The organism is Rhizobium sp. ERR 1071 (assembly GCF_007828675.1).
GTDB classification, from domain to species: domain Bacteria; phylum Pseudomonadota; class Alphaproteobacteria; order Rhizobiales; family Rhizobiaceae; genus Rhizobium; species Rhizobium dioscoreae.
On the sequence record NZ_VITM01000002.1, the window covers coordinates 334,097 to 360,638 of the forward strand.

Consider the following 26,542-nt stretch of genomic DNA (forward strand, 5'->3'; position numbering starts at 1 on the left):
CGTCATGAAGGAACTGCCGACTACAGCAAAGATCGTCGTCATCGGCGGCGGCATCATCGGCTGCTCGACCGCCTACCATCTCGGCAAGCTCGGCTTCACCGATACCGTACTGCTGGAGCGCAAGAAGCTGACCTCGGGCACGACCTTCCACGCCGCCGGCCTCGTCGGCCAGCTGCGCACCAGCGCCAATATCACGCAGATGCTCGGCTATTCCGTCGATCTCTACAAGAAGCTCGAGGCGGAGACGGGGCTTGCCACCGGCTGGAAGATGAATGGCGGGTTGCGGCTTGCCTGCAATGAGGAGCGCTGGACGGAGGTGAAGCGGCAGGCGACGACGGCGCAATCCTTCGGCCTGCAGATGCACCTGCTGACGCCGCAGGAAGCGCGCGATCTCTGGCCGCTGATGGATGTCGACGATCTCGTCGGCGCCGCCTTCCTGCCGACGGACGGACAGGCCAATCCTTCCGATATCACCCAGGCGCTGGCAAAGGGCGCCCGCATGAGCGGCGTGTCGATCTTCGAGGATACCGAAGTTCTCGATCTGGAGATCGACAAGGGCCGGATCCGTGCCGTCATCACCGAGAAAGGCCGTATCGAATGCGAGCGCGTCGTCGTCTGCGCCGGGCAATGGACTCGGACCTTTGCCGGCCGCTTCGGCGTCAACGTGCCGCTCGTCTCCGTCGAGCATCAATATCTCATCACCGAATCCTTCGGCGTGCCTTCCAACCTGCCGACGCTGCGCGATCCGGACCGGCTGACCTACTATAAGGAGGAGGTCGGCGGGCTTGTCATGGGCGGCTATGAGCCCAATCCCATCCCCTGGGCGCTCGACGGTATTCCGAAAGATTTCCACTACACGCTGCTCGACAGCAATTTCGACCATTTCGAGCAGATCATGGAGCAGGCGCTGGTGCGCGTGCCGGCGCTGCAGACGGCCGGCGTCAAGCAGCTGCTTTGTGGGCCGGAGAGCTTTACGCCCGATGGCAATTTTATTCTCGGCGAGGCGCCGGAACTGAAGAATTTCTTCGTCGGTGCCGGCTTCAACGCCTTCGGCATCGCCTCTGCCGGCGGGGCGGGCATGGCGCTCGCCGAATGGATCGCCAAGGGCGAGCCGCCTTACGACCTCTGGCCGGTCGATATCAGACGCTTCGGTCGCCCGCATTTCGATACGGACTGGGTGCGAACCCGCACGCTGGAAGCCTATGGCAAGCACTACACCATGGCATGGCCTTTCGAGGAGCATTCGAGCGGCCGCCCCTGCCGCAAGTCGCCGCTCTACGATCGGCTGAAGGCGCAGGGTGCCTGCTTCGGCGAAAAGCTCGGCTGGGAGCGGCCGAACTGGTTTGCCGATCTCTTTGCCGGCGAGGAGCCGAAGGACGAGTACACGTATGGACGGCAGAACTGGTTCGATGCGGTCGGCCGCGAACATAGGGCTGCGCGCGAAGCGGCCGTGATCTTCGACCAGACCTCCTTCGCCAAATTCGTGCTGAAGGGCAGGGATGCCGAGGCGGCGATCTCATGGATCGCTTCCAATGATGTCGCCAAGCCTGTCGGCGCCCTGACCTACACCCAGATGCTCAATGATCGCGGCGGCATCGAATGCGATGTCACCGTTGCCCGCATTGCCGAGAACGAATTCTACATCACCACCGGCACCGGCTTCGCCACGCACGACTTCGATTGGATCGCCCGCAATATTCCATCCGAGATGCATGCGGAGCTGGTGGATGTCACCTCCGCCTATTCAGTGCTGTCGCTGATGGGGCCGAAGTCGCGCGAGATATTGCAGGCCGTGACCTCGGCCGACGTTTCGAACGCCGCGTTCCCCTTCGGCAAGGTGAAGACCGTCGGCATCGCCGGCTGCCCCGTCCGGGCGCTGCGCATCACCTATGTCGGCGAACTCGGCTATGAGCTGCATGTGCCGGTGGAATATGCCACGACCGTTTATGACGTGCTGATGGCCGCCGGCCGCGAGCACGGCCTCGTCAATGCCGGCTATCGCGCCATCGAGAGCTGCAGGCTGGAGAAGGGCTATCGCGCCTGGGGCTCGGATATTGGGCCGGATCACACGCCCGTTGAAGCCGGGCTTGCCTGGGCGGTGAAGACGAAGAAGGACATCGCATTCCGTGGGCGCGAGGCGATCGAGCGGCAGTTAGCCTCTGGCGTCAAGAAGATGCTTGCCTGCTTCGTACCCGACGATCCCGAAATCGTGCTTCTCGGCCGCGAGACGATCTATCGCGACGGCCAGCGCGTCGGCTGGCTATCGAGTGGCGGCTATGGCTACACGATCGGCAAGGCGATCGGCTACGGCTATGTCCGCGATCCCATAGGGGTGACCGAGGATTTCGTGCTTTCGGGGCGCTATGAGCTCGATGTCGCGCAGAGCCGCGTGCCGTGCCGGGTGTCGCTGAAGCCGCTTTATGATCCGCAGATGGTACGGATCAAGGGGTGATTGATATGAGGTCTATCGCCTGCTCGGCAGATCCCACGCCTGATAAAGGTTATTCAGAGCCTCCGCCGTATGGCATTCTACCGTTGGCAACCCGGATTCCTGTAGGATTTTTGCGTATTTGGCGCCGCTGTTGCGGGTCTTCACGAGTATCCAGTGAATCATCTCCCATTTGATGCTGTCCTTGGCGCCTTCGAGATGCCCTGCTCGATCTGAGCGGTTGATCAGGGTCCGCTTGAGATAGCGGGAAAAGCGCAGCCAATGATTGGAGGTGATGAGGATGGCGCCGGTAGCGCGGGCCAAACGTTGCGGCATCAGGCGCGTATAATTGCCTTCCATAATCCATTGTTCGCCCAAAATCGCCGCGTCGTGAAGCGCAGCGAATTCCGCTTCAGGGCGCTGTTGCCAATCGGTATGAGGCAGATGATGGAGCTGATCCAGATGTACCGCCGGAAAACCCAACTTTTTGGAAAGGGAGACCGCCAGGGTTGATTTGCCGGCATTGGAAGGGCCGAGCACAACGATGCGCTCGCCAAGGGAATGCAAGGGAAGCATGAGACACCGGTCGGAAAATTGGGATGGCTTCCATTGGCGGAAGTGAGCGGCCTTGTCAACGCTTGCGTGTCCTGCTGCTATCATACGTCATTTACGAGATAAGCCCGGAGGCAGGCTGCGCTATCTCCAAAACCTGTGATCTCTCCACCGCGGCGTCCGCCATTTTCTTGACACGCCGGCTCTTTCATCCTCAATCGATATGCTGACAACAGACGGAGGCCGGAAACGATGGCTGAGGCGAACATCAAGCTTGAGGAGAGCTGGAAAGAGGCGCTGTCGCAGGAGTTCGAAAGCCCCTACATGCAGCAGCTCAAATCTTTTCTTGTCGAGGAAAAGCAGCGCGGCAAGGTGATCTTTCCGCGCGGCAGCGAGTATTTCCGCGCGCTGGATCTGACCCCGCTTGATGAGGTGCAGGTGGTCATTCTCGGACAGGATCCGTATCACGGCTTCGGTCAGGCGCATGGGCTCTGCTTCAGCGTGCGCCCCGGCGTGCGCATTCCGCCGTCGCTGGTCAATATCTATAAGGAACTGGAAACCGATCTCGGCATTCCGCCGGCCCGCCACGGCTTTCTGGAAAGCTGGGCGAAGCAGGGCGTCTTGCTGCTGAACAGCGTACTGACGGTGGAGGAATCCCAGGCCGCATCACATCAAGGCAAGGGGTGGGAGCGCTTCACCGATGCGGTCATCCGCAGAGTCAACGACGAATGCGACGGCGTCGTCTTCATGCTCTGGGGCTCCTACGCGCAGAAGAAGGCTGCTTTTGTCGATACCGAGCGCCATCTGGTGCTGAAGGCGGCCCATCCGTCGCCGCTCTCGGCCCATAACGGCTTCCTCGGCTGCCGGCATTTCTCCAAGGCCAATGCCTATCTGGTCGCGCATGGCCGGGATCCGATCGATTGGGCGCTGCCGAGCAATCCGGATGCTCAGTAAGGCGTTTGATCCCAGGGATTGACGATTGAAGCGCCGGTGTCGTCGAAATCGCCGATGTTGCGAGTAACGACGATAAGGTCATGAACGATCGCCGTTGCTGCGATGAGCCCATCGGCGTCACCACGCGGTCGTTGTGCTGCGATACGTCCCCATTCGACCGCAATCTGATCGGTAATGGGAAGAATGCGATTGCGGTGGTCGTGCCGGAGCTTGCGCAACCATTCCTCCAGATGAGTTGCGGTACGCGGGTCTGATCTTCGCTTGAGCGCAATCCCGCGCATGATCTCTCCAAGTGTGATGACACTCAGATAAATGGTGGAGGGATCGACTGAGCGCAGCCACGCAATCGCTTGGGAATTACCGCGCCGGATTTCCGAGACGACATTGGTATCCACGAGATACATCAGAAAAGAACATCCCGGCTTGGCGTTTTATCTCGCTTAGATACGGCTTCGGCCATTTCGTCGTCCCAAACCGGCCCTGACAGCAAGTCATCGGCAAGGCTCGGTTTGCCAGCCAGAAGTGCATCGTAGTCTTCGGCAGACAGAACGACCGCCGCGGGCTCGCCGCGCAAGGTGACGATTTGCGGCCCTTCGCTGCGTGCTTTCTGTACGACTTTGGAAAACTGGTTCTTTGCATCCTGCAATGGCCAATTCATCGAAATCCCCGCTAGCTAGACTGTCTAGCTTAAAAGGTAATGCTGCTCGTATTTAGAATCAAGAGATGAGGCGAGACGGGTCTTGGTGTGAACGATTCAAAATTATCGTTCACTCATTGAAGACAATCCGTTTGGCTATTGAGGGCTATCGAAACGCCGCCGACAAGACCATCTTCTGCCCATGAGAAACGCCTGCGGGTGCAGGCGAGACAAGGGGTTTAAGATGCTTAACCAGATCAAAGGTCTTCACCACGTTACCTCGATGGCGGAAGACGCCCGCACCAACAACAAGTTCTTCACCGACACGCTCGGCCTTCGCCGGGTCAAGAAGACGGTGAATTTCGACGCTCCCGATGTCTATCATCTCTACTATGGTGACGAGATCGGCACGCCCGGTACGATCATGACCTACTTCCCGTTCCCGAAGATGGCGCGCGGTCGCCCCGGTACCGGCGAAGTCGGGAATACGGTCTATTCCGTTCCCGAAGGTTCCATCGGCTACTGGACCGAACGGCTTAGCCAGCGCGGTGTCGAGGGCCTGAAGACCGACGAATCCTTCGGCCAGAAGCGCCTGCATTTTGCCGGTCCAGATGGCGATGGCTTCGCGCTTGTCGAGGTCAAGGACGATAAGCGTCAGCCCTGGACGCATGGTGGCGTCGATGCCGAGCATGCCATCAGAGGCTTCCACTCCGTGGCCATGCGGCTCAGGGACGAAGGCGCGACGGCCGAGTTGTTGAAGTACATGGGTTACGAGGTGGTCGATACGCATGACGGCATCAAGCGGCTTGCCATTCCCGGCGGCAACGGTGCCGATTATGTCGACCTCGAAACTATGCCGAACATCAACCGGGCGCTGCCGGGCGCCGGCTCCGTCCACCATGTCGCCTTCGCGGTCGAAAACCGCGCAAAGCAGCTCGAAGTACGCAAGGCGCTGATGGATACGGGTTATCAGGTGACGCCGGTCATCGACCGTGACTACTTCTGGGCGATCTATTTCCGCACACCGGGCGGCGTGCTGTTCGAAGTCGCCACCAATGAACCTGGCTTCGATCGTGACGAGGATACGGCCCATCTCGGCGAAGCGCTGAGGCTGCCGGAACAGCATGCGCATCTGCGTGGGCTGATCGAACAGCATCTCGAACCGCTGGAAGGCTAAGCCAGGAGAGATATCATGACCGATACGACTTATGTGCACCGGCTGAAGGCCGGTGCACCCGGAAAGCCTATCTTCTTTACCTTCCATGGTACCGGCGGCGACGAGAACCAGTTCTTCGATTTCGCCACCCGCCTATTGCCGGACGCTACCATCGTCTCGCCACGCGGCGATGTCTCGGAATATGGCGCAGCGCGCTTCTTTCGCCGAACGGGCGAGGGCGTCTATGACATGGCCGATCTTGCCCGCGCCACGGAAAAAATGGTCGCCTATGTCTCGGAGCTGGCGGCGGAATACGGAGCATCGCAGGTACTTGGTCTGGGCTTTTCCAACGGTGCGAACATCCTTGCCAATGTGCTGATCGAGCATGGCGATCTCTTCGATGCGGCCGTGCTGATGCATCCGCTGATCCCGTTCCAGCCGCAGGACAATGCAAGGCTGGAGGGCAAGCGCGTGCTGATTACGGCAGGCGAGCGCGATCCGATCGCACCCGCTCCAGTCACCAAGGCACTCGCCGATTACTTTACGCGGCAGAATGCCGAGGTCACTCTGGATTGGCATCCAGGCGGCCACGATATCAGGCCCAACGAAATCGAGGCAATCCGCAGTTTCCTAGCGCCCTACGCTTAGGGCCTGCGCAAAACACCGGTTGCGCGGCAGAGATTTTGCTGCGCAGCCTGCTATTTGCCGATCAGGCGCATCATCGCCTTCGCTTGAGAGGCTGCCGCGAGTTTTCCCTTCTGGTCAATATAGTCCGTTCCGCAGAAGCGGTTGAGATTGGCAAAATCCATACTGTCCGGTAGCGCATGCCTTGTCTCGACAATGACCATGCGCCAGGCGCAGCCGAGCATCCTGTCGGGTTGGATTGCCTGATCGCAGCCTGTGCTCAGGCATAAAGCGACATGTTTCTGCGCTCGATACCCGCCCGCTATGGCTTCCTCGTAATCGGCCTTCCAGCTATCGCGTGTATGTTCGCAGCGGGAGGGATTGCTGCTCTGGCTGCATTGCACCGTCTTGTCGACATAGGTTTGCGCCGGCGGCCATAGCGGACCGTCGACCAGGCTGACGCAGCCGCACGCAAACAAGGTGGCCGACAGCAGGCGCAATTGATTCTCCTTCGACGCGGACCGCCAGAACCGTAGAGCGATCACAAATATGTTCAAGATCAATATGATCCAGCCAATACCAATGGGTAGGTAGGCGTCTCCTGGTTGCCAGCGGGAAGGGGCGTGGCCTTCCTGCAACCCTTGCCATCTTCCGGCGTCCGCGACACGCAGCGACGCAAGCTTTGCTTGTGGGGATCCTTGCCGCCCGCTAATGCTCTGCCGCTATAGGGCGGAGGATTTCATCGTGACGCTGGCGGAACAGCAGCAATACAGGCTGGGCGTGGCCTATGTGGCGCTTTCGGCGCTCGCCTGGTCGACCTCCGGCCTGTTCGTGCGGGCGATCCATGCCGATCTGATGACCATTCTGTTCTGCCGTGGCATCGTCTCTGGCCTCGGCGTCTTCGCGCTGTTTTTCTATATCGAGCGCCGCAACGCTTTTCGCATCCTGCGTTCCATGGGTGGTCCTTCGCTGGCGGCGACGATCTTTTCCACCGCATCCATGATCAGCGGCATCGGCTCGATCTATTACACGTCGGTCGCCGATGCCATGGTCATCTATGCAACCGTGCCCTTTGTAACCGCGGGCGTCGCCTTCCTCTTCATCCGCGAGCGTCCAAATTTGCGGACGCTGATTGCGAGTGGCATTGCTTTTATCGGCGTGCTCGTCATGCTTTCCGGCCATGCGAGCGATGGCGGCAGCTGGCTCGGCAAGGGGCTTGCTGCCATCATGACGCTGACCGTCGCCTGCCTTGCCGTCGTCATGCGCCAGCATCGCGATGTGCCGATGCTACCGGCCATGGCGCTTTCCGCCTGGCTGTGTTCCTCCATTACCTTCTGGTTCGCCTCGCCGCTTTCGATCTCCGGCCAGGATCTTGGCCTGATCATCGCCTTCGGCATCATCCAGAACGCCATGGGTCTCAGCCTCTACACCTTCGGCTCGCGGCTGGTGCCGGCCTCGGATGCGGCGCTGCTGACGGCGCTCGAAGTGCCGCTGACGCCACTTTGGGTCTGGATGGTGTTCGCCGAGCGTCCTTCGACGGCGACACTCATCGGCGGGCCGATCGTGCTTGCCGCATTGTTCGGACATATCCTGTTGGAAATACGGCGAAATCGGGTGGTGACATCAACACGGACGCACTGACCGTCTTGCCCCTTTCGTCTCAAAATGCTGAAATCGGTTCAGTCATCAGGAGTCGGAATCGATGAAAAAGGTCTTCAACCCCGCATCCGTCCGCCGCCCTTTCGGCAATTACAATCACGGCCTGCTGGTGCCGCCAGGCGCCAGCCTGCTGGTCACATCCGGCCAGCTCGGCATCGGTGCCGACGATCGCATTCCGCCTGACGTCACCGGTCAGGCCGAGCTGTGTTTCAAGGCGATTGGCGCTATCCTCGAGGAGGCGGGCATGGGGTTTGCCGACGTCATCCGCGTCGGTGGTTTCGTGACCACGCGCGAGGATTTTCCCGCCTACATGGCCGTGCGTGATCGCTATGTCCAAAATCCCGCGCCGGTCTCTACGCTGCTGATCGTCGGCGGATTTACGCGGTCCGAGTTCCTGGTCGAGGTCGAGGTCACGGCAGCCAAGGTGATGTGATGACGATCGGTCATCTCGAGCATTCGGCCGATCCATCAATCCCCCGCATTCTGGGACTTTACGAGACGCATCTAACGGTTGCCGATCTCCAGCGCTCCATCGCCTTCTATCGCGACGTTCTGAAGCTGGAGGTCGGGACCGTCATCGAGAGCAGGAATGTCGCCTTCCTTTGGATCGACGATAAACGCATGGGCATGTTGGGCCTTTGGGAAACGGGCTGCTCCCCGCTCAAGATGCGCCTTCATATTGCCTTCAGAACCTCTCTCGCCGATGTACTCGGCTCCGCAGCCGCATTGAAGGCTCGTGGCATTCAGCCGAAGGGGTTCAATGGCGAGCCGCTCGATGAACCCGTTGTTCTAGGTTGGATGCCGGCCGTCTCGCAATATTTTTCGGATCCCGACGGGCATTCGATCGAATTCATCCATGTGCTTGAGGAGGCCGCCGAACCAGATTTCGGTGTAAAGCCCTATTCGGAATGGTTGTCGCGACCGAAACCGTTAGCATGACAGGCGCTGAACGAGGCTTCCTCATCATCGGCTTCTGCCGGCTCCCTTGTTGTCTATGTGAAGAAATGCCATCGATATTGCCGATCCAATGCATGTTGCGGAGAGGCATGGAAGACAAATATGACACAAAATATCTACGACGATCCGGGCTTCTTCGAGGGCTATAGCCGCCTTCAGCGTTCCATCAACGGGTTGGCGGGTGCGGCCGAATGGCCGGCGATCCGTGCCTTGATGCCGGACATGAAGGGCCTCGACGTCGTGGATCTCGGCTGTGGTTTCGGATGGTTCTGCCGTTGGACGGCCGAGCAGGGAGCGGCCAGCGTATTGGGGCTCGACGTCTCGGAAAAAATGCTGGAACGCGCGCGAACGGAAACGGCGGATGCGCGGGTTCGCTACGATCGGGCCGATCTTGAAAGGCTAGAGCTTCCCAAGGCGAGCTTCGATCTGGTCTACAGCTCGCTCGCCTTCCACTATATCGAGGATTTCGCCGGCCTTTTGGCGACCATCCGCCAAGCACTCAAACCGGACGGGCGTCTGATCTTTTCGATCGAGCATCCAATCTATATGGCGCCGCGACGGCCGGAATGGCTCGATGATGCCGAGGGTGGCAAGATCTGGCCGCTCAATGCCTATCAGATCGAGGGACCGCGGGTGACGAACTGGCTCGCCGAGGGCGTCATCAAGCAGCATCGCACGATGGGCACGACGCTTAACCTCCTGATCAAGTCCGGTTTCATCATCGCCCATGTCGAAGAGTGGTCGCCGAGTGATGACGACCTCGCCGCGCATCCCGATTGGGCAATCGAGCGCGAGCGGCCGATGTTTCTCCTGATCTCCACCCGGACCTGAGGCATGCTTCAGCATGCCGTGACGGCCTAGAAGGCTGAGCCGATCTATTTTTCTTTTTGTTGATAGATTTTATAGAAAATTAATTGCTCGCAGAGGACTGCTTCCGCAAAATGTCGTTTCTTGAGGCGCATCCTCCCCATCGATAATGTGAGGCTGTCGGCGCGATTTAGGGAAGAGTGCGATGAACATGAAAACGTCCGTGGCAATCGAGAAGGCGGTGCCTGTCGCCGATCCCGACATTGCGCGCACCGAGTTTCGCAATGCCATGGCGCGGATGGCGGCGGCGGTGAACATCGTCACGACCAATGGTCCGGCCGGGCTTGCCGGCTTCGCGGCGACCGCCGTCTGCAGCGTCACGGACAGCCCGCCGACCCTGCTCGTCTGCCTCAATCGCGGCGCTTCCGTTCATCCTGCCGTCACGCAAAACGGCGTGCTCTGTGTCAATGTCCTGTCGGAAGCACATCAGGATCTGTCGCGGCTTTTCGGCGGCAAGACCCCGGTTGCCGAACGCTTTGCTGCGGCCGCATGGTCGGAACTCTCGACCGGCGCTCCGGTGCTGGAAGATGCTCTTGTCTCGTTCGATTGTCGCATCGTCCGTCAGGCCGATGGCGGCACGCATGACATCCTGCTCTGCGAAGTCGATGCTATTCGTCAACGTGACGAGGGACAGGGGCTTATCTATTTCGACCGGGCCTATCATCCTGCGGGTTCGGCTGAATAGGCTAGTTGTCCAAGCCTTTTCCGAAATTATCCACGCCGCCAAGGTCTTCGTCGTCTTGCGGCGAACAGGACCGTTCATGCCAGAAAGTCTTCGATCGCCTTTAAGACCAGAGCAGGATGCTCTCGGTGCGGCACATGCCCGGTATCCGGCATGATATAGACCGGACCACGCCCGGCCGCGATGCGACGCGGATGGGCTTCGGAGCCATATTCGTCGCGGTCTCCATGAATGGCGAGCACCGGACAATGAAGCTTTTCAAGGGCCGGATCGAGGACCCAACCGGCGCGTTCGGGAGCAAGCCAGGTGTCGATCCAGGCGTGCAGCACCCACTCGGCCTTGCTGCCGTGATATTTGGCAAGCCGGGCGAAGGTTTCCGCCGATTTGAATTCCTGCTGCGCGATCCGGATACCCTGAAGGGTCTTTTCCTCCACGAAAGCCTGGGCGGCAATGGTGATCACGGCGTGGCAGCTTTCGCCAAATCTTGCCCCCGTCTCCACCGCCATGCCGCCCCCGACGCTGTGCCCGCAGGCGACGAAGTCTCGAATGGACAACTGCTCGCAAAGAAGCGGTACGAAACGCTCGGCCTCCGATGCAATAAAATCCTGCGTCAGAAGATCGTCGCGAGCATCGGACCGGCCAAAGCCCAGCCGATCATAGGCGATGACCCGGCGACTAAGGGAATGGGCGAGTTGTTCCGGGAAATCCCGCCAGAGCGTGATGCATCCGAGGGAATCGTGAAACAGGATGATCGGTTGCTGCGATCTCAGGACGGTTGGCGTCCATGATTTGGCATAGAGGCGCTCGCCGGAGCTCTCGATCCAATGGTCCGTTTCAGCGATCTCTGCCATTTGGTCAGTAATTTTCCTGATACCACTCAACGAAGCGCTTTACGCCTTCATCGACTTCGATCTGCGGCTTGAATCCCGTCAGCGCCACCAGGAGATCCGGCACGGCATAGGTGTTGTGGACGTCTCCGGGCTGCATGGGCAGCATCTTGCGGATCGCCTTCTTGCTGAGCATCGTCTCGATCGTCTCGACGAATGTCATCAGCCCGACGGGCTGGCCGCCGCCGATATTGACGATCCGGAAAGGGGCATTCTTCGACAGGGTGTCGATGACCGTTTCCGACACGATCCGGTTTTCCTCTGACGGCACGACACCGATGAGACGCACGATGCCTTCGACGAGATCGTCGATATAGGTGAAATCACGGCTCATCTTGCCTTCGCCGTAGATCTCGATCGGCCTGTCGTTCCTGATGGCATCGACGAACTTGAACAGCGCCATGTCCGGGCGACCCCAGGGGCCGTAGACGGTGAAGAAGCGGAAAGCGGTCGTGGGCACGTTGAAGAGATGGGCGTAGCTGTGCGCCATCAGCTCCATGCTCTTCTTGGTCGCCGCATAGATCGTCATCTGCTCGTCGGCCTTGTCGCTTTCGGCAAAGGGGATCTTCTCGTTGGCGCCGTAGACGGAAGAGGTCGATGCCAACAGCAGGTGCTTCGGCTGCAGGTTTCTTGCCAGTTCCAGAATGTTGAACGAACCGACAAGATTGGAATCGACGTAGGAACGCGGATTTTCGAGGCTGTAGCGGACACCCGCCTGGGCGGCGAGGTGGACGATCACGTCGGGCTCGGCGAGTTCGGCGGCATGATCCAGCGCTGCCTTGTCCTCCAACATGCCTGTTACGGCCTTGAAACCGTTGGAACGCGCGAGGATGGCGGTGCGCTTCTCCTTGAGCCGAACATCGTAATAGGGTGTCATCCCGTCGAAGCCGACGACAAAATGGCCCTCGTCGAGCAGGCGCTTGGCAAGGTGGAATCCGATGAAGCCGGCAGTGCCGGTGATGAGATAACGCATAATCCCGCCCTTACTTACAATGTTGCGTCACTGGAAGGTCTGCCGACGCTCGTATAGGCAAAGCCGTGCTTTGTGACCTCGTCATGGCGGTAGATGTTTCTGAGGTCGACGAGAACAGGCGCCTTCATGACGGATTTGAGCCGGGCAAAATCCAGCGCGCGGAACTGGTTCCATTCCGTCACGATGACGAGCGCGTCGGCATCGCGCGCGGCGCTGTAGGCATCCTCGGCATAGGCAATGTTGTCGATGACCAGGCGTGCGTTGTCCATGCCTTCGGGGTCGTAACCGGTGACCGTGGCGCCGGCATCCTGCAGCGTCTGGATGATCGAGATCGCCGGGCTGTCGCGCATATCGTCGGTGTTCGGCTTGAAGGTCAGGCCGAGGACCGCGATCGCTTTGCCCCTGATATCGCCGCCCATGGCCGCGATTACCTTGCGGCCCATAGCGCGCTTGCGGTTGTCGTTGATCGACACGGTGGTTTCGATCAGGCGCACGGGGCTATCGTAATCCTGCGCCGTCTTGGCAAGCGCCAGCGTATCCTTCGGGAAACACGAGCCGCCATAGCCGGGGCCGGCGTGCAGGAACTTCGAGCCGATGCGGCCATCGAGGCCGATGCCGCGCGAGACCTCTTGCACATTGGCGCCGACCTTTTCGCAGAGGTCGGCCATCTCGTTGATGAAGGTGATCTTCATGGCGAGAAAGGCGTTGGCCGCGTATTTGATCAGCTCGGACGTGCGGCGGGAGGTGAAGAGCAGCGGCGCCTGGTTGAGGTAGAGCGGCCGGTAGACTTCGGTCATGACGCCGCGGGCGCGCTCGTCATTGAGGCCGATGACAATGCGGTCGGGACGCTTGAAGTCCTCGATGGCGGCACCTTCGCGCAGAAATTCCGGATTGGAGACAATGGCGACATCTGCTTGCGGATTGGTTTCGCGCACGATGCGCTCCACTTCGTCGCCGGTGCCGACCGGTACGGTCGATTTGGTGACGATGACCGTGAAGCCCTTCACGTGCTCGGCGATCTCGCGGGCGGCGGCATAGACGTAGGAGAGGTCGGCATGGCCGTCGCCGCGCCGCGAAGGGGTGCCGACTGCGATGAAGACGACGTCGCTTGCAGCAACGCTCGCCTCCACTTCCGTCGTGAAGGAGAGACGTCCGGCGCGGACATTGTCTGCCACGAGCTGCTCCAGGCCCGGCTCGAAAATCGGTATTTCGCCGCGCCGCAATGCCTCGATCTTGCTCGTGTCCTTGTCGACGCAAATGACATCATGGCCGAAATCGGCAAAGCAAACACCTGACACAAGCCCCACATAACCCGAGCCGATCATCGTGATGCGCATGAAATTTCAATCCTTTTGCTGGCGCCGGGCTTCGCATGAAAACGCAAAGGCGGCATGGGCGATTGTCTGCGCTTATACACAGGATCGCAGGTGACGCCTATATGCGATGCTGGGTTTAGGAGGATTGCGACAGAAGTGTCACAAAAGCTTGGTTGATTTCCTGCCGCCCTATTCGCGTGATCGCCTTGTTTTCCAAGTGAAACGAAGCCTTTGCACTTTAAGCTTATCCTCCCATTGCTTGTGATTGGCAGCATGTTGTCACATGATGAATTTGGGCGCGGTCGTTCCATAGGGGCGGCGGTGTAGTGGGCGGTTCGGGACTATTGCATGAAATCGACTTTTGCCGTGCGGACAATGCGGGCTGGCGAGCTGGAGCTTGCTCTGGAATGGGCACGGCAAGAAGGCTGGAATCCCGGTATTGACGATGCGCCCGCTTTCTGGGAGGCAGACCCTGCCGGTTTTCTGATCGGCGCCATCGGCGAGGTGCCTGTCGGTTGTATATCGGTCGTTCGTTATGGTGAGGCCTTCGCTTTTCTTGGTCTTTACATACTGCATCCGGAGTTGCGTGGGCGGGGATACGGCAAGCAGCTCTGGAACAAGGGCATGATGCTTGCCGGCAATCGCATTGTCGGGCTGGATGGGGTCGTCGCGCAGCAGGAAAACTACCGGCGGCACGGTTTCGAGACGGCCTATCGGACACTGAGGTATGGCGGCATTCCCAAAGTGCCTGAGGTGGACGAACAGCAGGCAAGGCAGGTGATGCCGGTCGTGGACGGCAAGCTCGAAGCGCTGGTGCATTATGATGCGGAAATCTTCCCCGGGCTGCGTCATTCCTTCATCCGGGCCTGGTGCGGTGCTCCCGAAAGGCGTGCATCCTTCATCGTCGGTGGTGGCAGCCGGGTTCGCGGCTACGGCACGATCCGCCGCTGTTTCGAGGGTTACAAGATCGGTCCGCTTTTCGCCAACAAGCCGGAGGTTGCGCTTGCGTTGATGAGCAAGCTGCTTGCCAAGACCAATGGGCAGCCCGTGTATCTTGATGTGCCGGTCGATAATGCCCAGGCGATCATGCTTGCGGAAGATTGCGGTCTTTCTCCGGTGTTCGAGACGGCGCGCATGTATCGCGGCAAGGCACCGGAAATCCCGCTCGATCGCGTGTTCGGTGTCACCACGCTCGAGCTCGGCTAGATCTGGCTCGTCCGACTGCTGGGAGCAGGCGGCAACATTAACGTTAACAAACGAATAACGGTCCCGCCGGAGGTTTAATCAACCTTAACGGCTGCTTCTTCGACCCAGCCGCTATATAAGTCCTGCGGGGGCGCCAAGGGGAAGTTGAACAATGATTGTTCATTTTCTGTTGGAGTCGGCTATCCATGTCATGGAAAGTATTAACCGGCAGACTTGGCGTAATCCCTGGGCCTTGCGCGACTATCGCCGCAGCAGCGGCTATCTCAACGAAGGCGAGCGTGCCGCCTTTGCTATCGCTGCCCCGCAGACGGGCAGGGGACGCATTCTTGATATCGGTGTCGGCGGGGGCCGCACCGCGCAGCTCTTGCGGGATGTCGCCAGCGACTACATAGGCATCGATTACACGCCGGAGATGGTCGCGCTCTGCCGAAAGAACCATCCAGACCTTCGGTTCGAGCATAGGGATGCACGCGATCTCTCGGCATTCCGAGATGCCAGTTTCGATATGGTCGTCTTCAGCTATAACGGCATCGATTCCGTCGATGCGGCAGGGAGGCTAGCCATCCTGAAGGAGGTGGCGCGCGTTCTTGTTTCCGGCGGTGCTTTCGTCTTTTCGACGTTCCATCGCGGCTGGGGCGGCTTTGATCATCGCATCGACTATCGCCGGCTGGAATGGACATCCAATCCGGTGCGGCTCGGTCTGCGAACCCTGCGCTATGTCGAAGGCCGCATTTCCGGCACGCTGCGCCAGCGTCGGCTCAGGCCGCTCGAAGAGCGAGATGGCGAACATGCGATCCTGCTGCATGGCGCCGATGATTTCGGTGTCATGGTCTATGCGACGACGCCGGCGCAGGTCCAGTCGCAACTGGCCGATGCCGGTTTTGCCATGCCGGGGCTGCTCCTCGATCTCGATGGCAAACCGATAGGTGCGGTGGCGTCGTCAGAGCATGAATATTTCCATGTCGTCGCTCACAAGCCGGGCCTTTGACAGGCAAGGCAATCGGCCAGATAAGGGTAATCTGGAGGCCCTGTCTGGCCGATGGCCGGGAAAATTCCTGTTGGAGGCGCTGATTCGTCATGCAAAAAGCCGAATCTCCTGAGACAACAGGGTCGCTTTCCCAAAAACAAAGCTTTATAGATGCGCGGGTTTGAGCAAGGCGCGCCGCCGCGCGCAGGAAGCGGGAATGGATAAATGACGAATGTTGTAGTGATCGGCTCGCAATGGGGTGACGAAGGCAAGGGCAAGATTGTCGACTGGCTTTCGGAACGCGCCGATGTGATTGTACGCTTTCAGGGCGGCCATAATGCCGGTCATACGCTTGTCGTCGATGGCGTCAGCTACAAGCTCGCGCTTTTGCCTTCCGGCCTCGTGCGCGGCAAGCTCAGCGTCATCGGCAACGGCGTCGTGGTCGATCCCCATCACTTCGTCGCCGAAGTGGAAAAGCTGCGCGCCCAGGGCGTTGCCGTTACGCCTGACGTGCTTCGCATCGCCGAGAATGCGCCCTTGATCCTGTCGCTGCATCGCGATCTGGATGCCATGCGCGAAGATGCCGCTTCCAATAGCGGTACGAAGATCGGCACCACGCGCCGCGGCATCGGCCCGGCCTATGAGGACAAGGTCGGTCGCCGCGCCATTCGCGTCATCGACCTTGCCGAGCCGGAAACGCTGCCGGCCAAGATCGACCGGCTGCTGACGCATCACAATGCGCTGCGCCGCGGCATGGGCGTCGATGAAATCTCCTTCGATGCCTTGCACAACGAGCTGAGCTCTGTTGCTGAGCATATACTTCCCTATATCGACCAGGTTTGGCGCCTGCTCGACGAGCAGCGCAAGGCCGGCGCCCGCATCCTCTTCGAAGGTGCGCAGGGTGCATTGCTGGACAATGACCACGGCACTTATCCGTTCGTGACCTCGTCCAACACGGTTGCCGGCCAGGCGGCCGCCGGTTCGGGCCTCGGTCCGACGGCGCTCGGCTATGTGCTTGGCATCACCAAGGCCTATACGACCCGCGTCGGCGAGGGGCCGTTCCCCTGCGAACTGCATGACGAGATCGGCAAGCACCTGTCGACCGTCGGCCGCGAAGTGGGCGTCAATACCGGCCGTCCGCGCCGTTGCGGTTGGTTCGACGCCGTGCTGGTGCGCCAGACGGTGAAGACCTCGGGGATCACGGGGATTGCGCTCACCAAGCTCGACGTTCTCGATGGCTTGGACGAGCTGAAGATCTGCGTCGGCTACAAGCTCGACGGCAAGGAAATCGATTACCTGCCGGCAAGCCAGGCAGCGCAGGCCCGCGTTGAGCCGATCTACATCACGCTCGAAGGCTGGAAAGAATCGACTGTCGGCGCTCGTAAGTGGGCCGATCTGCCGGCGCAGGCGATCAAATATGTGCGTCAGGTGGAAGAGCTGATCGGTGCGCCCGTGGCGCTGCTTTCGACCAGCCCGGAGCGCGAGGACACCATACTTGTGACTGACCCCTTTGAGGGCTAAAGTTGCGTATCTATGACGAATCCCGGCCCGGCTGCACACCGGGCATCATGAGAAAGTACTGATGGCGGATTTTGTAGCAGTTATTCGACGGGCCGTTGACGGCCTGACGGACAATACTCCCGAGATGCGGGTCAAGGTTTACGATCGAGCTCGTGGTGCCGTGCAACGGCAGCTCGAGAGCATGAAGCCGCGCCCGCCCGAGGAAATGCTGCGCCGCCAGCTCGACAAGCTTGAGGCAGCGATTGTCGAGGTCGAGGCCGAACATGCAGAGGCCCTGCCGGGCGGCGAGGAGCCGCCGGTTGCCGAAGCGCCCGTGCCGCACGAAGAGACCGCTGCGGAGTCCGCTCAGGACCACCATGCGACCGAGGAAGTACATGCGGAAGAGCCTGCGCCGGCTCCCGCCGAGGCGCACGCCCCTGAAGAACCCGGCGTCGCGCAAGCCGAGCACGGGCAGCATGCCTATGAGGAGCCGGCCGCACCTGCCGAGCCGGATCATGCGCATGAGCACCAGCCGGCAGAGGAATGGCGGGAACCGCATCACGAAGAGGAGCCCTATGCTCCGGCCGCTGAACATGCCGGCGTCGAACACCATGCCGAAGTTCACGAGGAGCCGGCTCCTAAGCCGGTTTATCATGAAGAGCCGAAGGGGCATGGCAACGAGCCCCAGCCAGAAGAGGCACCGGCAGTCACTGCCGAGCCTGCCCCTGCGCCGCGCGTGCCGCTGCCGGCTGACGATGTCATAAGCCAGGTTGAGCAGATCTGGGCGGAGGTGGATGCTCCGGCTTCCCATGCTGCGTCCCAGCCGTCCGCCTCCCGCTACAACGAGCCGGTCATGCCGGCCGCAGCCTTTGCGGAAGCACCCTTCGGTCAGCCCGTCGAGGGACCTGTCAATGCGAAGGCGGCAGCCACCAATACCGGCTTTGCCTGGGACGCGGATGTTTTCGAGGAAATGCAGCCCGCACCGGCTGCTCCCAAGCCGGCGCAGCAGTCGGCTCGGCAGATGCCGGAAAATGCCTTCGACGATGTCGATCTCTTTGCGGATGTGCATCCGTCCAGGAAGCCGGCGTCCGAGGCCGATGCCGCCAATGACGGCTGGCGCGAGCTCAAGGAGCTTGCGGGTTTCGACAAGCGTGCTGAAGACGAACGAGGCGGCGGTGCTGCTGTTTCGCCCGATCTCGATCAGGCGATGGCAGCGAAGCTACAGGGCCGCAGCTTCCGCATGGAGCCGAAGCGCCGTCGTATCAATGTCACCGGCATCATCGTCACGCTCGTCGGCCTCGCAGTCGTCGGAGGTGGCGGTTATGCAGCCTGGCTGAATCGCGATGCGCTCAACAACATGGTGACGAAGCTCGTCAGTTCCGCTCCGAAGAATGCGACACCTGCGACTTCGGATACGGCAAGCAGCAATGCACCGAGCAACGGCAAAGCTGCAGCTCCCGCCCAGCAGGCGGCTGCGCCGCAGCAGACCAACACGGCCGCTCAGCAGCCGGCAGGCGCCGGCAATACGGATGTTGCGGCTTTGGGCAGCGACCCGAATACGGTCAATACGAAGTTCACGCAGCGTCTTCTGGCCAATGGCACGGAAGAGGACGAAGGGCCGGCTCCGAACGGGCAGCCCGGCGTCGTGGAAGGCAAGTCCGTAGCCGAGCAGAATGTTGCCTCTGCAGCACCTGCCACCGCGGCAACGCAGCCGGCCGCCAACAATGCCGGCACCGCTGCTCCGCAGACCCAGGCACCCGCAACTGCGGCGCCGAATACGCCATCCGCCTCGACGGATCAGCAGGCACCTGCTGCCAACCAGCAGCAACAGGCGACTGCCAACCAGCCGCCGCCCGTGACGCAGCAGACCGCTCCGGCAACCGATGGGCAGAAGGTTTTCCTTTATGAGGAGCGCCTCGGCCAGACGTCGCCCACGGCTTTCCAGGGCACGGTCATCTGGTCGCTGCAGGAAGGCAAGGGGTCTGACGGCCGGCCTGAGCCTTCGGTGCAGGGCCTCATCACAGTCCCGGATCGCGGCCTGACCGCGACGATCACGGTATCGCGGAATTCGGACTCCTCGCTTCCGGCGAGCCATCTGATCGAGCTTGCCTTCCAGGTGCCGCCGAATTTCGAAGGCGGGGCGATCGATAACGTCCAGCGCGTCGCATTGAAGGCGACCGAGCAGGATCGCGGCGATGCGTTGATCGCGGTACCGGCCAAAGTGACCGACGATGTCTACATGGTCGCGCTCAATGATTTCCCGGATGCACGCAAGACCAATCTCGATCTTTTGAAGAGCCGCAACTGGATCGATATTCCGGTGGTCTATCGCAATGGCCGTCGCGCGCTTCTGACCATGGAAAAGGGGCCGACCGGTACGGATGCCTTCAACAAGGCGATTGCGGAGTGGCAGGCTCTCGGCGGCGTTGCCTCAAGCGGCCAGTAAACCAACCGGACATCGATGATATGCAAAAGGCGGGCTCCAGGCCCGCCTTTTTTATCCGTCAAATCTTCTGAGCGGCAGCTGTTAAGCGGTCGCCTCGACGACACGCAACGCCTTGGCGCGTTCCAGCGCATCCTTCTGAACGGCTTCCTGCACCTTTTCGAAGGCGCGAACCTCGATCTGTCGCACGCGTTCGCGGCTGATGTCGAATTCGGACGACAGGTCCTCCAGCGTCACCGGCTCGTCGGCGAGGCGGCGTGCCTCGAAGATGCGGCGTTCGCGGTCGTTCAGGACGCCCATGGCGCGCGCCAGCATGCGGCGGCGCGTGTCGAGCTCATCCTGTTCGATCAGCACGTCTTCCTGGCTATCGTGGTCATCGACGAGCCAATCCTGCCACTGGCCGGAATCGCCTTCGGAAGCCTTGATCGGCGCGTTCAGCGAAGCGTCGCCGGAAAGGCGGCGGTTCATCGAAACGACTTCTTCTTCCGAAACGTTCAGCTTGGTGGCGATCTCGGTGACATGCTCGGGCTTCAGGTCGCCGTCGTCGATGGCCTGGATGCGGCCCTTCAGGCGGCGCAGGTTGAAGAACAAGCGCTTCTGGTTGGCGGTCGTGCCCATCTTTACGAGCGACCACGAGCGCAGGATATATTCCTGGATCGAGGCCTTGATCCACCACATGGCATATGTTGCTAAACGGAAACCACGTTCCGGGTCGAACTTCTTTACAGCCTGCATGAGGCCGACATTGCCTTCCGAGACGACTTCGCCGATCGGCAGGCCATAGCCGCGGTAACCCATGGCGATCTTCGCCACGAGGCGCAGATGGCTGGTAACGAGCTTGTGGGCCGCCTGACGGTCGGCATGTTCCGCATAGCGCTTGGCGAGCATGTACTCTTCCTGCGGTTCCAGCATGGGGAACTTGCGGATCTCGTCGAGATAACGATTGAGGCCGGCTTCTCCGGCAGCGATGGACGGTAAGGTATTACGGGCCATGATTGTGCACCCTCCTATTCGAGATTTGGTTCCTTCTGGGGGCGTATTTTGCGCGCCTTCTGCGAAGCGGACCAAGGCGTACGGGTCCTGCGACCCCGCACTTAACCAATGTAAAGATAAGTACGGCGAAACGGTGATTCAAGGATGCGGTCACGCAAGTGTTATATCGGCGTGACCGCAGGTCTCGCCGGAATATTGCCCTTGGGATTACCCTCCCGAATTGTCCGGTGCCATGTGGCGCGGCCATATCGACCTCCCAAACGCGGTCGCGTTTTCGGCCAGCACAGGCGCTCGGACTTCGGTCCTTCATACACGATATTATAGGGCGGGAGGCGGCAGGCGTCCAGTCATTGTGATGTTCGGCGCCTATTCCCTGAGCGCCGCCGCCAATTCTTCCATATCCTCAGGCAAAGGCGCCTCGAAACGCATGATTTCGCCGGTGCGGGGATGCTCGAATTGCAGCATATAGGCATGCAGTGCCTGGCGCGTGAAACGATGGACGGCCTGTTTTGCGGCTTCCGGCAGGAGATTGGCCTTGGTCTTGAAGCCGCCGCCGTAAACGGCGTCGCCCAGCAGCGGGTGGCCGATATGCGCCATGTGCACGCGGATCTGATGCGTTCGGCCGGTTTCCAGATGGCATTCGATCAGAGAGGCGAGGGCGGTTGCGTCCGGTGTCTCGTGAAAACGCTCCAGCACCTCGTAATGCGTGATTGCCTCGTCGGCATCCTGCGAATCCGGACGCTTGACGGCGCGGCGCGTGCGGTCGCTGCTCGATCGGCCGAGAGGGGCATCGATCGTGCCGACAAGCTGGCGGGGACGCCCCCAGACGATCGCCTGATAGGCGCGCTCCAGAGAGGTCGTGCGGCCATGATCGGCAAATTGCAGGGAGAGATGCCGGTGAGCCACATCGTTCTTGGCGACGACCATGACACCGGTCGTATCCTTGTCCAGCCGGTGCACGATGCCTGGGCGGCGAACGCCGCCGATACCGGAAAGGCTGTTGCCGCAATGGTGGATCAGGGCATTGACCAGGGTTCCGGTCCAATTGCCGGCGGCGGGATGAACGACCAGTCCGGCCGGCTTGGAGATGACGATGACATCGTCGTCCTCGTAAAGCACGTCGAGCGGAATATCCTCGCCCTGAGGCGTCGGATCTTCCGGTTCGGGCAACATGATCTCATAGACGTCGCCGGGGCGCACCTTGCGCTTGGCGTCTGTTACCGCTGCGCCCTTCAGCGTAACGGCGCCATCCTTGATGAGTCCTTGCACGCGGCTGCGGGAAAATTCCTCGCCGATCTCGGCCGTCAGCCATGAATCCAGCCGTCCTTCGGCATTTTCATCGGCGGTTAGGACTTTTCTATTGTCCGCGGCTTCTTTAAAGGGGTCGCTCAAACATATTCTCCGGCGCACAAAGCGCTCTACTGGAAGCAAGGACGCATCGATGACGAATCTCGAGCCAGACGATCAAGAGGAAAAGCCCCTCGATCCGGCCCTGGAGAAAGTCCGACGCAAGATGATCCGCCTGCAGATCGTCTCCGCGGCCGTCATGGTGGTGAGCCTTATGGCCGTGTTCGGCGCCGTTGTCTACAAGACGATGAAGCCAGCGGCCAAGCCCGCAGGTCAGACGGCTTCCAGCATTCCGTCCGATGCCCCGGTCGCCGTGACGGCATTGCTGCCCGCGGGATTTACCGTCCAATCCACGGCGCTCTCGGGCAATCAGGTGCTGTTCTATGGCACGCTTGCCGGCGGCCAGCGTCAGGCTATCGTCTTCGATTACGGTATCGGCCGCATCGTGGCGACCATATCGCTGTCCAACTGACGGCATGACGATGACGAGCGCGCGGCTCATCGAGATAACGCATCCCGACGATCCGCGCATCGCCGAATTCCGCAATATCCGCGAACGCGATCTGACAGGTCGGGAGAACCGGTTCATAGCGGAAGGGACCGTCGTGCTGCGGCTTCTCGCCGCTGCGCATGCGGCAGCCGGGGATTTCCTCGCTGAGAAAGTGCTGCTGCTCAAAAACCGCGTGGCCGGGTTGAGCGACATCATCGACACCTTCCCATCGGATGTTCCGATCTACGTCGCCGAAGCCGAGGTGCTCGATGGCATTGTCGGCTTCCATCTCCATCGCGGTGTTCTGGCGCTGGGGCGAAGAACAGCTGAAGACGGGACGAGCGGCCTATTCGACCGCCTCCCAAAGCAGTCGCTGGTGCTCGTCGGCTGCGGCATTTCCAATCATGACAATATGGGTTCGATGTTCCGCAATGCTGCGGCCTTCGGCGCGGCTGCGGTGCTGCTCGACGAAAGCTGTTGCGATCCGCTTTATCGCAAGGCGCTGCGGGTTTCGGTCGGATCGATCCTGACCGTGCCCTATCGCCGGCAATCAAGCGGCGTTCAGCTGCTTGCGGGGCTTGCCGAGCATGGCTTTGCGATCTGGAGTCTGTCGCCGCGAGGTGCGGTCGATATTCGCGATGTCCCGGTTTCGGAGCGCATGGCGCTCGTGGTCGGCACGGAAGGGGACGGCCTGCCCCAAAGCATTCTTTCCGCCTTCGGCAGCGTGCGGATTCCGCAGGCGCCGGGATTGGATAGCCTCAATGTCGCGACGGCGAGCGGCATCGCCCTTTTCGAGATGGCCGCGAAGAACGGGCGCATCTGAGCGGGTTGCTCCCTGGAGCTTACGGATGCTTCGGCAGTATGGCGGCGACGCGGTCGGCGAGGCTGATGCGCGCGCCGGGTTCGGCGGGCTCCTGATCTTTCGGCAGGAGATCGAAGATCGGCGAGCCGTCGCCTTCCTTGAGTGCCGTCAGCGCCACCATGCTGGCGGCGATCTTGGCAATCTCCTCGCGCATGGCATCGTCATGCGCTGGCGTGCGGGCCTTCAGCAGGCGGTCCGATAGGGCCGCTGCCCGATTGCGAACCTCTTCCGTCATCTGGGCGATTTCATCTTCCACTTTTCGTTCCGGTTCCGCCATCTGCGGCGGCTCGCTTATGGTTCCTTGCTCACTGGCGCTGCCCGCAATTATCGATGCGGCAGCGAGTTTCGGCGTTCTTGTGGCCCTCTTCGGCGGTGTGAGGCCAGCGGCGCGCAGCGCCTTGCCGGCTTCCTTCGATTCCTTGATGGCAGCCTCCAGCCGCTCCCTCAGGCGAACGACATCCTGGGCGTGGCGTTCAATCGCGGTTTCCTTGTCGGCGCTGCCGGCAATCTCGCGGTTGAGGCGTTCCTCAAGCCGCTTGTTCTTGTCGCTTTCCTGGCGTAGCGATTGCTCGGCATCCGCGGCGCGCAGGCTTGCCGCATTCAGCTCCTGGCGCAGCGTATCGCGCTCGTCGCGTAATGTGTTGATGCGCAGCTTCAGACTCTCGATCTCGGTTTCGCGGGCTGCCAGATCGATCCTGAGATTGTCGGCATCGGCACCCATTTTCGTCATCCGTTTGCGCAGGCTGTCAATATCCGCCTCTTTCTCGGCGCTGGCCTGCTCGGCGGCGTGGATGCTCGATTTCAGCTGGCTGATATAGCTCTCTTCCTGGCGCAGACGCGAGCGCAGTTCGCCTGCCTCCACCTCCAGATCGTCGATGCGCGTCTGCAGCTCCCCGCTTGCGGCGGAGAGCCGGCTCGCTTCCTGCTGAAGTTTGCCATTCTGAATCTGCAGCGCAACGGTCTTGTCACGCTCCTGCGTCAGGGCATGTTCGGTCCGCGCGTTTTCGGCTGCGAAGAGCGCGCGCGCCATGTCTTTCTGCGCGCGCACTTCCTGCGGGCTCAAGGGCATAGTCGCCTTCAAGCGTTTCTCGGTGAACCAGACGATGCGACGATGGATTGCCGGCGCGATGAGAAAGACCAGTAGAGCGGCCGTCAGAAAGCCCAATCCGAACAAGAGAGCAAATTGAATCACGACGCAGCCAGTATTCTGGAGTTATGTTCGATATCGATAAAATGATTAATCATGGGTTAGCCATGCGGGCAAGCGTTTAACGCGGATATGGTTTATCGGCGCGGAGCCGGTTTGGCGGAAAGAAAAGGCCCGCAACTGAAGCGGGCCAAGGCGTGCGCTGCTAGGGAGATCGTATCAGAGGATTGGTTCAGAAAGGATTCCAGGTCGGGTTCGGCGTGACTTTGAGATAGCCCATGTTGATGCCAAGGCGTGCGCCAAGGCCGGTGCGGATCGGAACGAGCACGATGTTGTTGTTCTTCAGGACAGTCATGCCGAAGCCGGCAACCACGAATGCCTGGCCGCTGACGCCGCCGAAGCGGGTGTAGACGCTGTTGATGCTCGGCAGATCATAGACCAGCATCATGACGCGGGTGCCCTGGCCGCCGTAGTCGAAGCCGAGCGATGGTCCCTGCCAGTAGAGCGGATGCTCGCCGGCATTCTTGGTGTTGAGCTGGCCTTCGCCGTAGGTCAGGCCTGCGAGGAACGCGCCGGAACCTTCCTGACCGAGGATGTAGCCATTCGGCAGGCCATACTGCTGGAAGGCGCGCTCGACCACCTTGGCAAGGCCGCCGCTGGTGGAGCCGAAGAAGGAGTGGCCGGCATCGACGATTTCCTGAGCCGAATATTGATTGGTGGGCGCGGCAGCGGCCTGACGGGCCGGCAACGCGAAACTCACAAATGCGACAATGGCCAGAATCAGGCCGAGGCCGAGCGTTCTGGTGCCGGGGCTTGGCATTCTCTTCAGGAATTCATAGCGCATGGAAGTCTTCCGTTCATCATGGTCGGTGCAACAGGGACGAATAGGCGACGCATTCGCCTGAATGCGCCATGCATGGCACGCCCCCATTTTTTCAGACCATTTCGCCCATCTCTCGCAGGACGAATCGCGTGCGAAAAAGTCTGATGGTGATGAATGCATTTTGCGTCGATGGTCTTAACAATCGGTTTACCAAATATGGTGTCATTATGGCGCGCGGTACACTGGCTGCGAAACCCTCGAGCAACCTTACCGTGGCAAGGTGGAACTACTCGCTTTGCCCTGTCAGCATTCAGGAGACAATGAATGTCGAAAAATCCCAATCTCACTCTGACCGGACCGGATCTGGCCGCGCTGCTGTGCAGCCGCGTCTGCCATGACGTGATCTCGCCGGTCGGGGCGATCAACAATGGCCTGGAGCTGCTCGACGAGGGTGGTGCCGACGCCGACGCGATGGATCTGATCCGCACCAGTGCGCTCAACGCTTCCGTCCGCCTCAAATTCGCGCGTCTTGCCTTTGGCGCGTCCGGTTCGGTCGGCGCGTCGATCGACACCGGCGAGGCGGAGCGGGCCGCCAAGGATTTCGCCGCCGCCGAGAAGAAGACCGAGGTTAGCTGGGTCGGTCCGCGCGCGATCATCGCCAAGAACCGCGTGAAGCTGCTGCTCAATCTCTTCCTCGTTGCCTATGGCGCCATTCCGCGCGGCGGCAATATCGAGGTGACACTCGAAAATCCCGAATTCGAGGCAAAGTTCACGATCACCGCCAAGGGTCGGCTGATGCGAATACCACCGAAGTTCGCCGAGATTTGCTCCGGCACGCTGGAGGAAGCCATCGATGCTCACTCGATCCAGCCCTATTACACGGTGCTGCTGGCCGAGGAGAGCGGCATGGAGCTCTCCTACAATGCGACTCCGGAGGAATTAACCTTCGTAGCGACCATGGCTGCCCAAGCCGCGGAGTAAGCGGGTCGATCCATTGATGTTTAGCCCGCAGTCGGTCATCGGCTGCGGGCTTATCTTTTCGTGTATCGAAAATTCTGTGCAATCTTGGAGT

General features: G+C 60.6%; 27 protein-coding genes. 16 read left to right on the forward strand and 11 right to left on the reverse strand.

The annotated features are described in order from the left end of the window. The first annotated feature begins 4 nt into the window (after positions 1-4). Positions 5-2,452: a GcvT family protein gene (locus FBZ99_RS06900; protein ID WP_145632121.1), complete on the forward strand. Its 2,448-nt coding sequence runs from the start codon at positions 5-7 to the stop codon at positions 2,450-2,452. Between the two features lie 12 nt (positions 2,453-2,464). Here FBZ99_RS06900 and FBZ99_RS06905 read toward each other — a convergent pair whose 3' ends face one another. After that, positions 2,465-3,004 carry an AAA family ATPase gene (locus FBZ99_RS06905; protein ID WP_113351625.1) on the reverse strand — a complete coding sequence of 180 codons (540 nt, stop codon included), beginning with the start codon at positions 3,002-3,004 and terminating at the stop codon, positions 2,465-2,467. A 228-nt stretch (positions 3,005-3,232) separates the two neighbouring features. Between FBZ99_RS06905 and ung the strand changes: the two genes are divergently transcribed. Continuing rightward, positions 3,233-3,934, forward strand: coding sequence for a uracil-DNA glycosylase (gene ung, locus FBZ99_RS06910; protein ID WP_113351624.1), 702 nt, complete (start codon positions 3,233-3,235; stop codon positions 3,932-3,934). Here ung and FBZ99_RS06915 read toward each other — a convergent pair. Further along, the gene (locus FBZ99_RS06915; RefSeq protein ID WP_113351623.1) at positions 3,928-4,338 is read right to left on the reverse strand and encodes a type II toxin-antitoxin system VapC family toxin; all 411 of its coding nucleotides are present in this window, start codon (positions 4,336-4,338) and stop codon (positions 3,928-3,930) included. The two genes, ung and FBZ99_RS06915, sit on opposite strands and share 7 nt — an antisense overlap. Further along, positions 4,338-4,592, reverse strand: coding sequence for a type II toxin-antitoxin system Phd/YefM family antitoxin (locus tag FBZ99_RS06920; RefSeq protein WP_113351622.1), 255 nt, complete (start codon positions 4,590-4,592; stop codon positions 4,338-4,340). Before FBZ99_RS06920 ends, FBZ99_RS06915 begins: the two co-directional genes overlap by 1 nt. Positions 4,593-4,815: 223 nt before the next feature. Here FBZ99_RS06920 and FBZ99_RS06925 point away from each other — a divergent pair, with 223 nt between their 5' ends. Both FBZ99_RS06925 and FBZ99_RS06930 read left to right on the forward strand, forming a co-directional pair. Then, entirely contained in the window at positions 4,816-5,748 is a 933-nt protein-coding gene (locus tag FBZ99_RS06925; RefSeq protein ID WP_145632123.1) for a VOC family protein, read from the forward strand. Between the two features lie 15 nt (positions 5,749-5,763). Next, positions 5,764-6,375, forward strand: a complete 612-nt coding sequence (locus FBZ99_RS06930; RefSeq protein WP_145632126.1) for an alpha/beta hydrolase — start codon at positions 5,764-5,766, stop codon at positions 6,373-6,375. Positions 6,376-6,425: 50 nt separating this feature from the next. On the opposite strand, the gene FBZ99_RS06935 is transcribed toward FBZ99_RS06930, so the two are convergent. After that, a complete protein-coding gene (locus FBZ99_RS06935; protein WP_233788678.1) occupies positions 6,426-6,989 on the reverse strand; it encodes a hypothetical protein in 564 nt (187 codons plus the stop codon). Positions 6,990-7,095: 106 nt separating this feature from the next. Here FBZ99_RS06935 and FBZ99_RS06940 point away from each other — a divergent pair, with 106 nt between their 5' ends. From FBZ99_RS06940 to rutF, 5 genes are all read left to right on the forward strand, one after another. Continuing rightward, positions 7,096-7,992 carry a DMT family transporter gene (locus FBZ99_RS06940; protein ID WP_113330429.1) on the forward strand — a complete coding sequence of 299 codons (897 nt, stop codon included), beginning with the start codon at positions 7,096-7,098 and terminating at the stop codon, positions 7,990-7,992. A 61-nt stretch (positions 7,993-8,053) separates the two neighbouring features. Then, positions 8,054-8,443, forward strand: a complete 390-nt coding sequence (locus FBZ99_RS06945; RefSeq protein ID WP_113330270.1) for a RidA family protein — start codon at positions 8,054-8,056, stop codon at positions 8,441-8,443. Next, on the forward strand, positions 8,443-8,949 hold the full coding sequence (locus tag FBZ99_RS06950) for a VOC family protein (RefSeq protein ID WP_113330269.1): 507 nt from the start codon (positions 8,443-8,445) through the stop codon (positions 8,947-8,949). The genes FBZ99_RS06945 and FBZ99_RS06950 overlap by 1 nt, the downstream gene beginning before the upstream one ends. 120 nt (positions 8,950-9,069) lie before the next feature. Continuing rightward, on the forward strand, positions 9,070-9,798 hold the full coding sequence (locus tag FBZ99_RS06955) for a class I SAM-dependent methyltransferase (protein WP_113351619.1): 729 nt from the start codon (positions 9,070-9,072) through the stop codon (positions 9,796-9,798). Between the two features lie 181 nt (positions 9,799-9,979). Further along, entirely contained in the window at positions 9,980-10,519 is a 540-nt protein-coding gene (gene rutF, locus FBZ99_RS06960) for an NADH-dependent FMN reductase RutF (RefSeq protein ID WP_113395480.1), read from the forward strand. Between the two features lie 74 nt (positions 10,520-10,593). Here rutF and FBZ99_RS06965 read toward each other — a convergent pair whose 3' ends face one another. The 3 genes from FBZ99_RS06965 to FBZ99_RS06975 are packed head-to-tail and all read right to left on the reverse strand — an operon-like array spanning position 10,594 to position 13,713. After that, on the reverse strand, positions 10,594-11,367 hold the full coding sequence (locus tag FBZ99_RS06965; protein WP_145632128.1) for an alpha/beta fold hydrolase: 774 nt from the start codon (positions 11,365-11,367) through the stop codon (positions 10,594-10,596). Positions 11,368-11,371: 4 nt separating this feature from the next. Next, the gene (locus tag FBZ99_RS06970; RefSeq protein WP_113395478.1) at positions 11,372-12,376 is read right to left on the reverse strand and encodes an NAD-dependent epimerase; all 1,005 of its coding nucleotides are present in this window, start codon (positions 12,374-12,376) and stop codon (positions 11,372-11,374) included. Positions 12,377-12,390: 14 nt separating this feature from the next. Next, on the reverse strand, positions 12,391-13,713 hold the full coding sequence (locus FBZ99_RS06975) for a UDP-glucose dehydrogenase family protein (protein ID WP_113395477.1): 1,323 nt from the start codon (positions 13,711-13,713) through the stop codon (positions 12,391-12,393). Positions 13,714-14,040: 327 nt separating this feature from the next. Here FBZ99_RS06975 and FBZ99_RS06980 point away from each other — a divergent pair, with 327 nt between their 5' ends. The 4 genes from FBZ99_RS06980 to FBZ99_RS06995 all read left to right on the forward strand — a co-directional run bounded on the left by FBZ99_RS06980 (position 14,041) and on the right by FBZ99_RS06995 (position 19,811). Continuing rightward, positions 14,041-14,898 carry a GNAT family N-acetyltransferase gene (locus FBZ99_RS06980; RefSeq protein WP_145632130.1) on the forward strand — a complete coding sequence of 286 codons (858 nt, stop codon included), beginning with the start codon at positions 14,041-14,043 and terminating at the stop codon, positions 14,896-14,898. Positions 14,899-15,049: 151 nt separating this feature from the next. Further along, entirely contained in the window at positions 15,050-15,886 is an 837-nt protein-coding gene (locus tag FBZ99_RS06985) for a class I SAM-dependent methyltransferase (protein ID WP_246661083.1), read from the forward strand. A 204-nt stretch (positions 15,887-16,090) separates the two neighbouring features. Next, positions 16,091-17,386, forward strand: a complete 1,296-nt coding sequence (locus FBZ99_RS06990) for an adenylosuccinate synthase (RefSeq protein WP_069611728.1) — start codon at positions 16,091-16,093, stop codon at positions 17,384-17,386. 61 nt (positions 17,387-17,447) lie between these two features. Further along, positions 17,448-19,811: a hypothetical protein gene (locus tag FBZ99_RS06995; RefSeq protein WP_145632132.1), complete on the forward strand. Its 2,364-nt coding sequence runs from the start codon at positions 17,448-17,450 to the stop codon at positions 19,809-19,811. 81 nt (positions 19,812-19,892) lie between these two features. On the opposite strand, the gene rpoH is transcribed toward FBZ99_RS06995, so the two are convergent. Together rpoH and FBZ99_RS07005 are read right to left on the reverse strand one after the other, a co-directional pair. Further along, on the reverse strand, positions 19,893-20,801 hold the full coding sequence (rpoH, locus tag FBZ99_RS07000) for an RNA polymerase sigma factor RpoH (RefSeq protein ID WP_069611726.1): 909 nt from the start codon (positions 20,799-20,801) through the stop codon (positions 19,893-19,895). Between the two features lie 366 nt (positions 20,802-21,167). Beyond that, on the reverse strand, positions 21,168-22,193 hold the full coding sequence (locus FBZ99_RS07005) for an RluA family pseudouridine synthase (RefSeq protein ID WP_145316287.1): 1,026 nt from the start codon (positions 22,191-22,193) through the stop codon (positions 21,168-21,170). 49 nt (positions 22,194-22,242) lie between these two features. Here FBZ99_RS07005 and FBZ99_RS07010 point away from each other — a divergent pair, with 49 nt between their 5' ends. Both FBZ99_RS07010 and FBZ99_RS07015 read left to right on the forward strand, forming a co-directional pair. Then, entirely contained in the window at positions 22,243-22,620 is a 378-nt protein-coding gene (locus FBZ99_RS07010) for a hypothetical protein (RefSeq protein WP_069611724.1), read from the forward strand. A 10-nt stretch (positions 22,621-22,630) separates the two neighbouring features. Beyond that, positions 22,631-23,461 (forward strand): TrmH family RNA methyltransferase, encoded by an 831-nt coding sequence (locus tag FBZ99_RS07015; RefSeq protein WP_145632800.1) that lies wholly within the window; start codon positions 22,631-22,633, stop codon positions 23,459-23,461. Positions 23,462-23,480: 19 nt separating this feature from the next. Here the strand turns inward: FBZ99_RS07015 and FBZ99_RS07020 are convergent, their stop codons facing one another. Then, positions 23,481-24,692: a hypothetical protein gene (locus FBZ99_RS07020; RefSeq protein ID WP_145632134.1), complete on the reverse strand. Its 1,212-nt coding sequence runs from the start codon at positions 24,690-24,692 to the stop codon at positions 23,481-23,483. A 187-nt stretch (positions 24,693-24,879) separates the two neighbouring features. Next, a complete protein-coding gene (locus FBZ99_RS07025; RefSeq protein ID WP_113330258.1) occupies positions 24,880-25,491 on the reverse strand; it encodes a DUF1134 domain-containing protein in 612 nt (203 codons plus the stop codon). A gap of 303 nt (positions 25,492-25,794) precedes the next feature. Here FBZ99_RS07025 and chpT point away from each other — a divergent pair, with 303 nt between their 5' ends. Next, the gene (chpT, locus tag FBZ99_RS07030) at positions 25,795-26,451 is read left to right on the forward strand and encodes a histidine phosphotransferase ChpT (RefSeq protein ID WP_113351612.1); all 657 of its coding nucleotides are present in this window, start codon (positions 25,795-25,797) and stop codon (positions 26,449-26,451) included. Positions 26,452-26,542 lie beyond the last annotated feature (91 nt).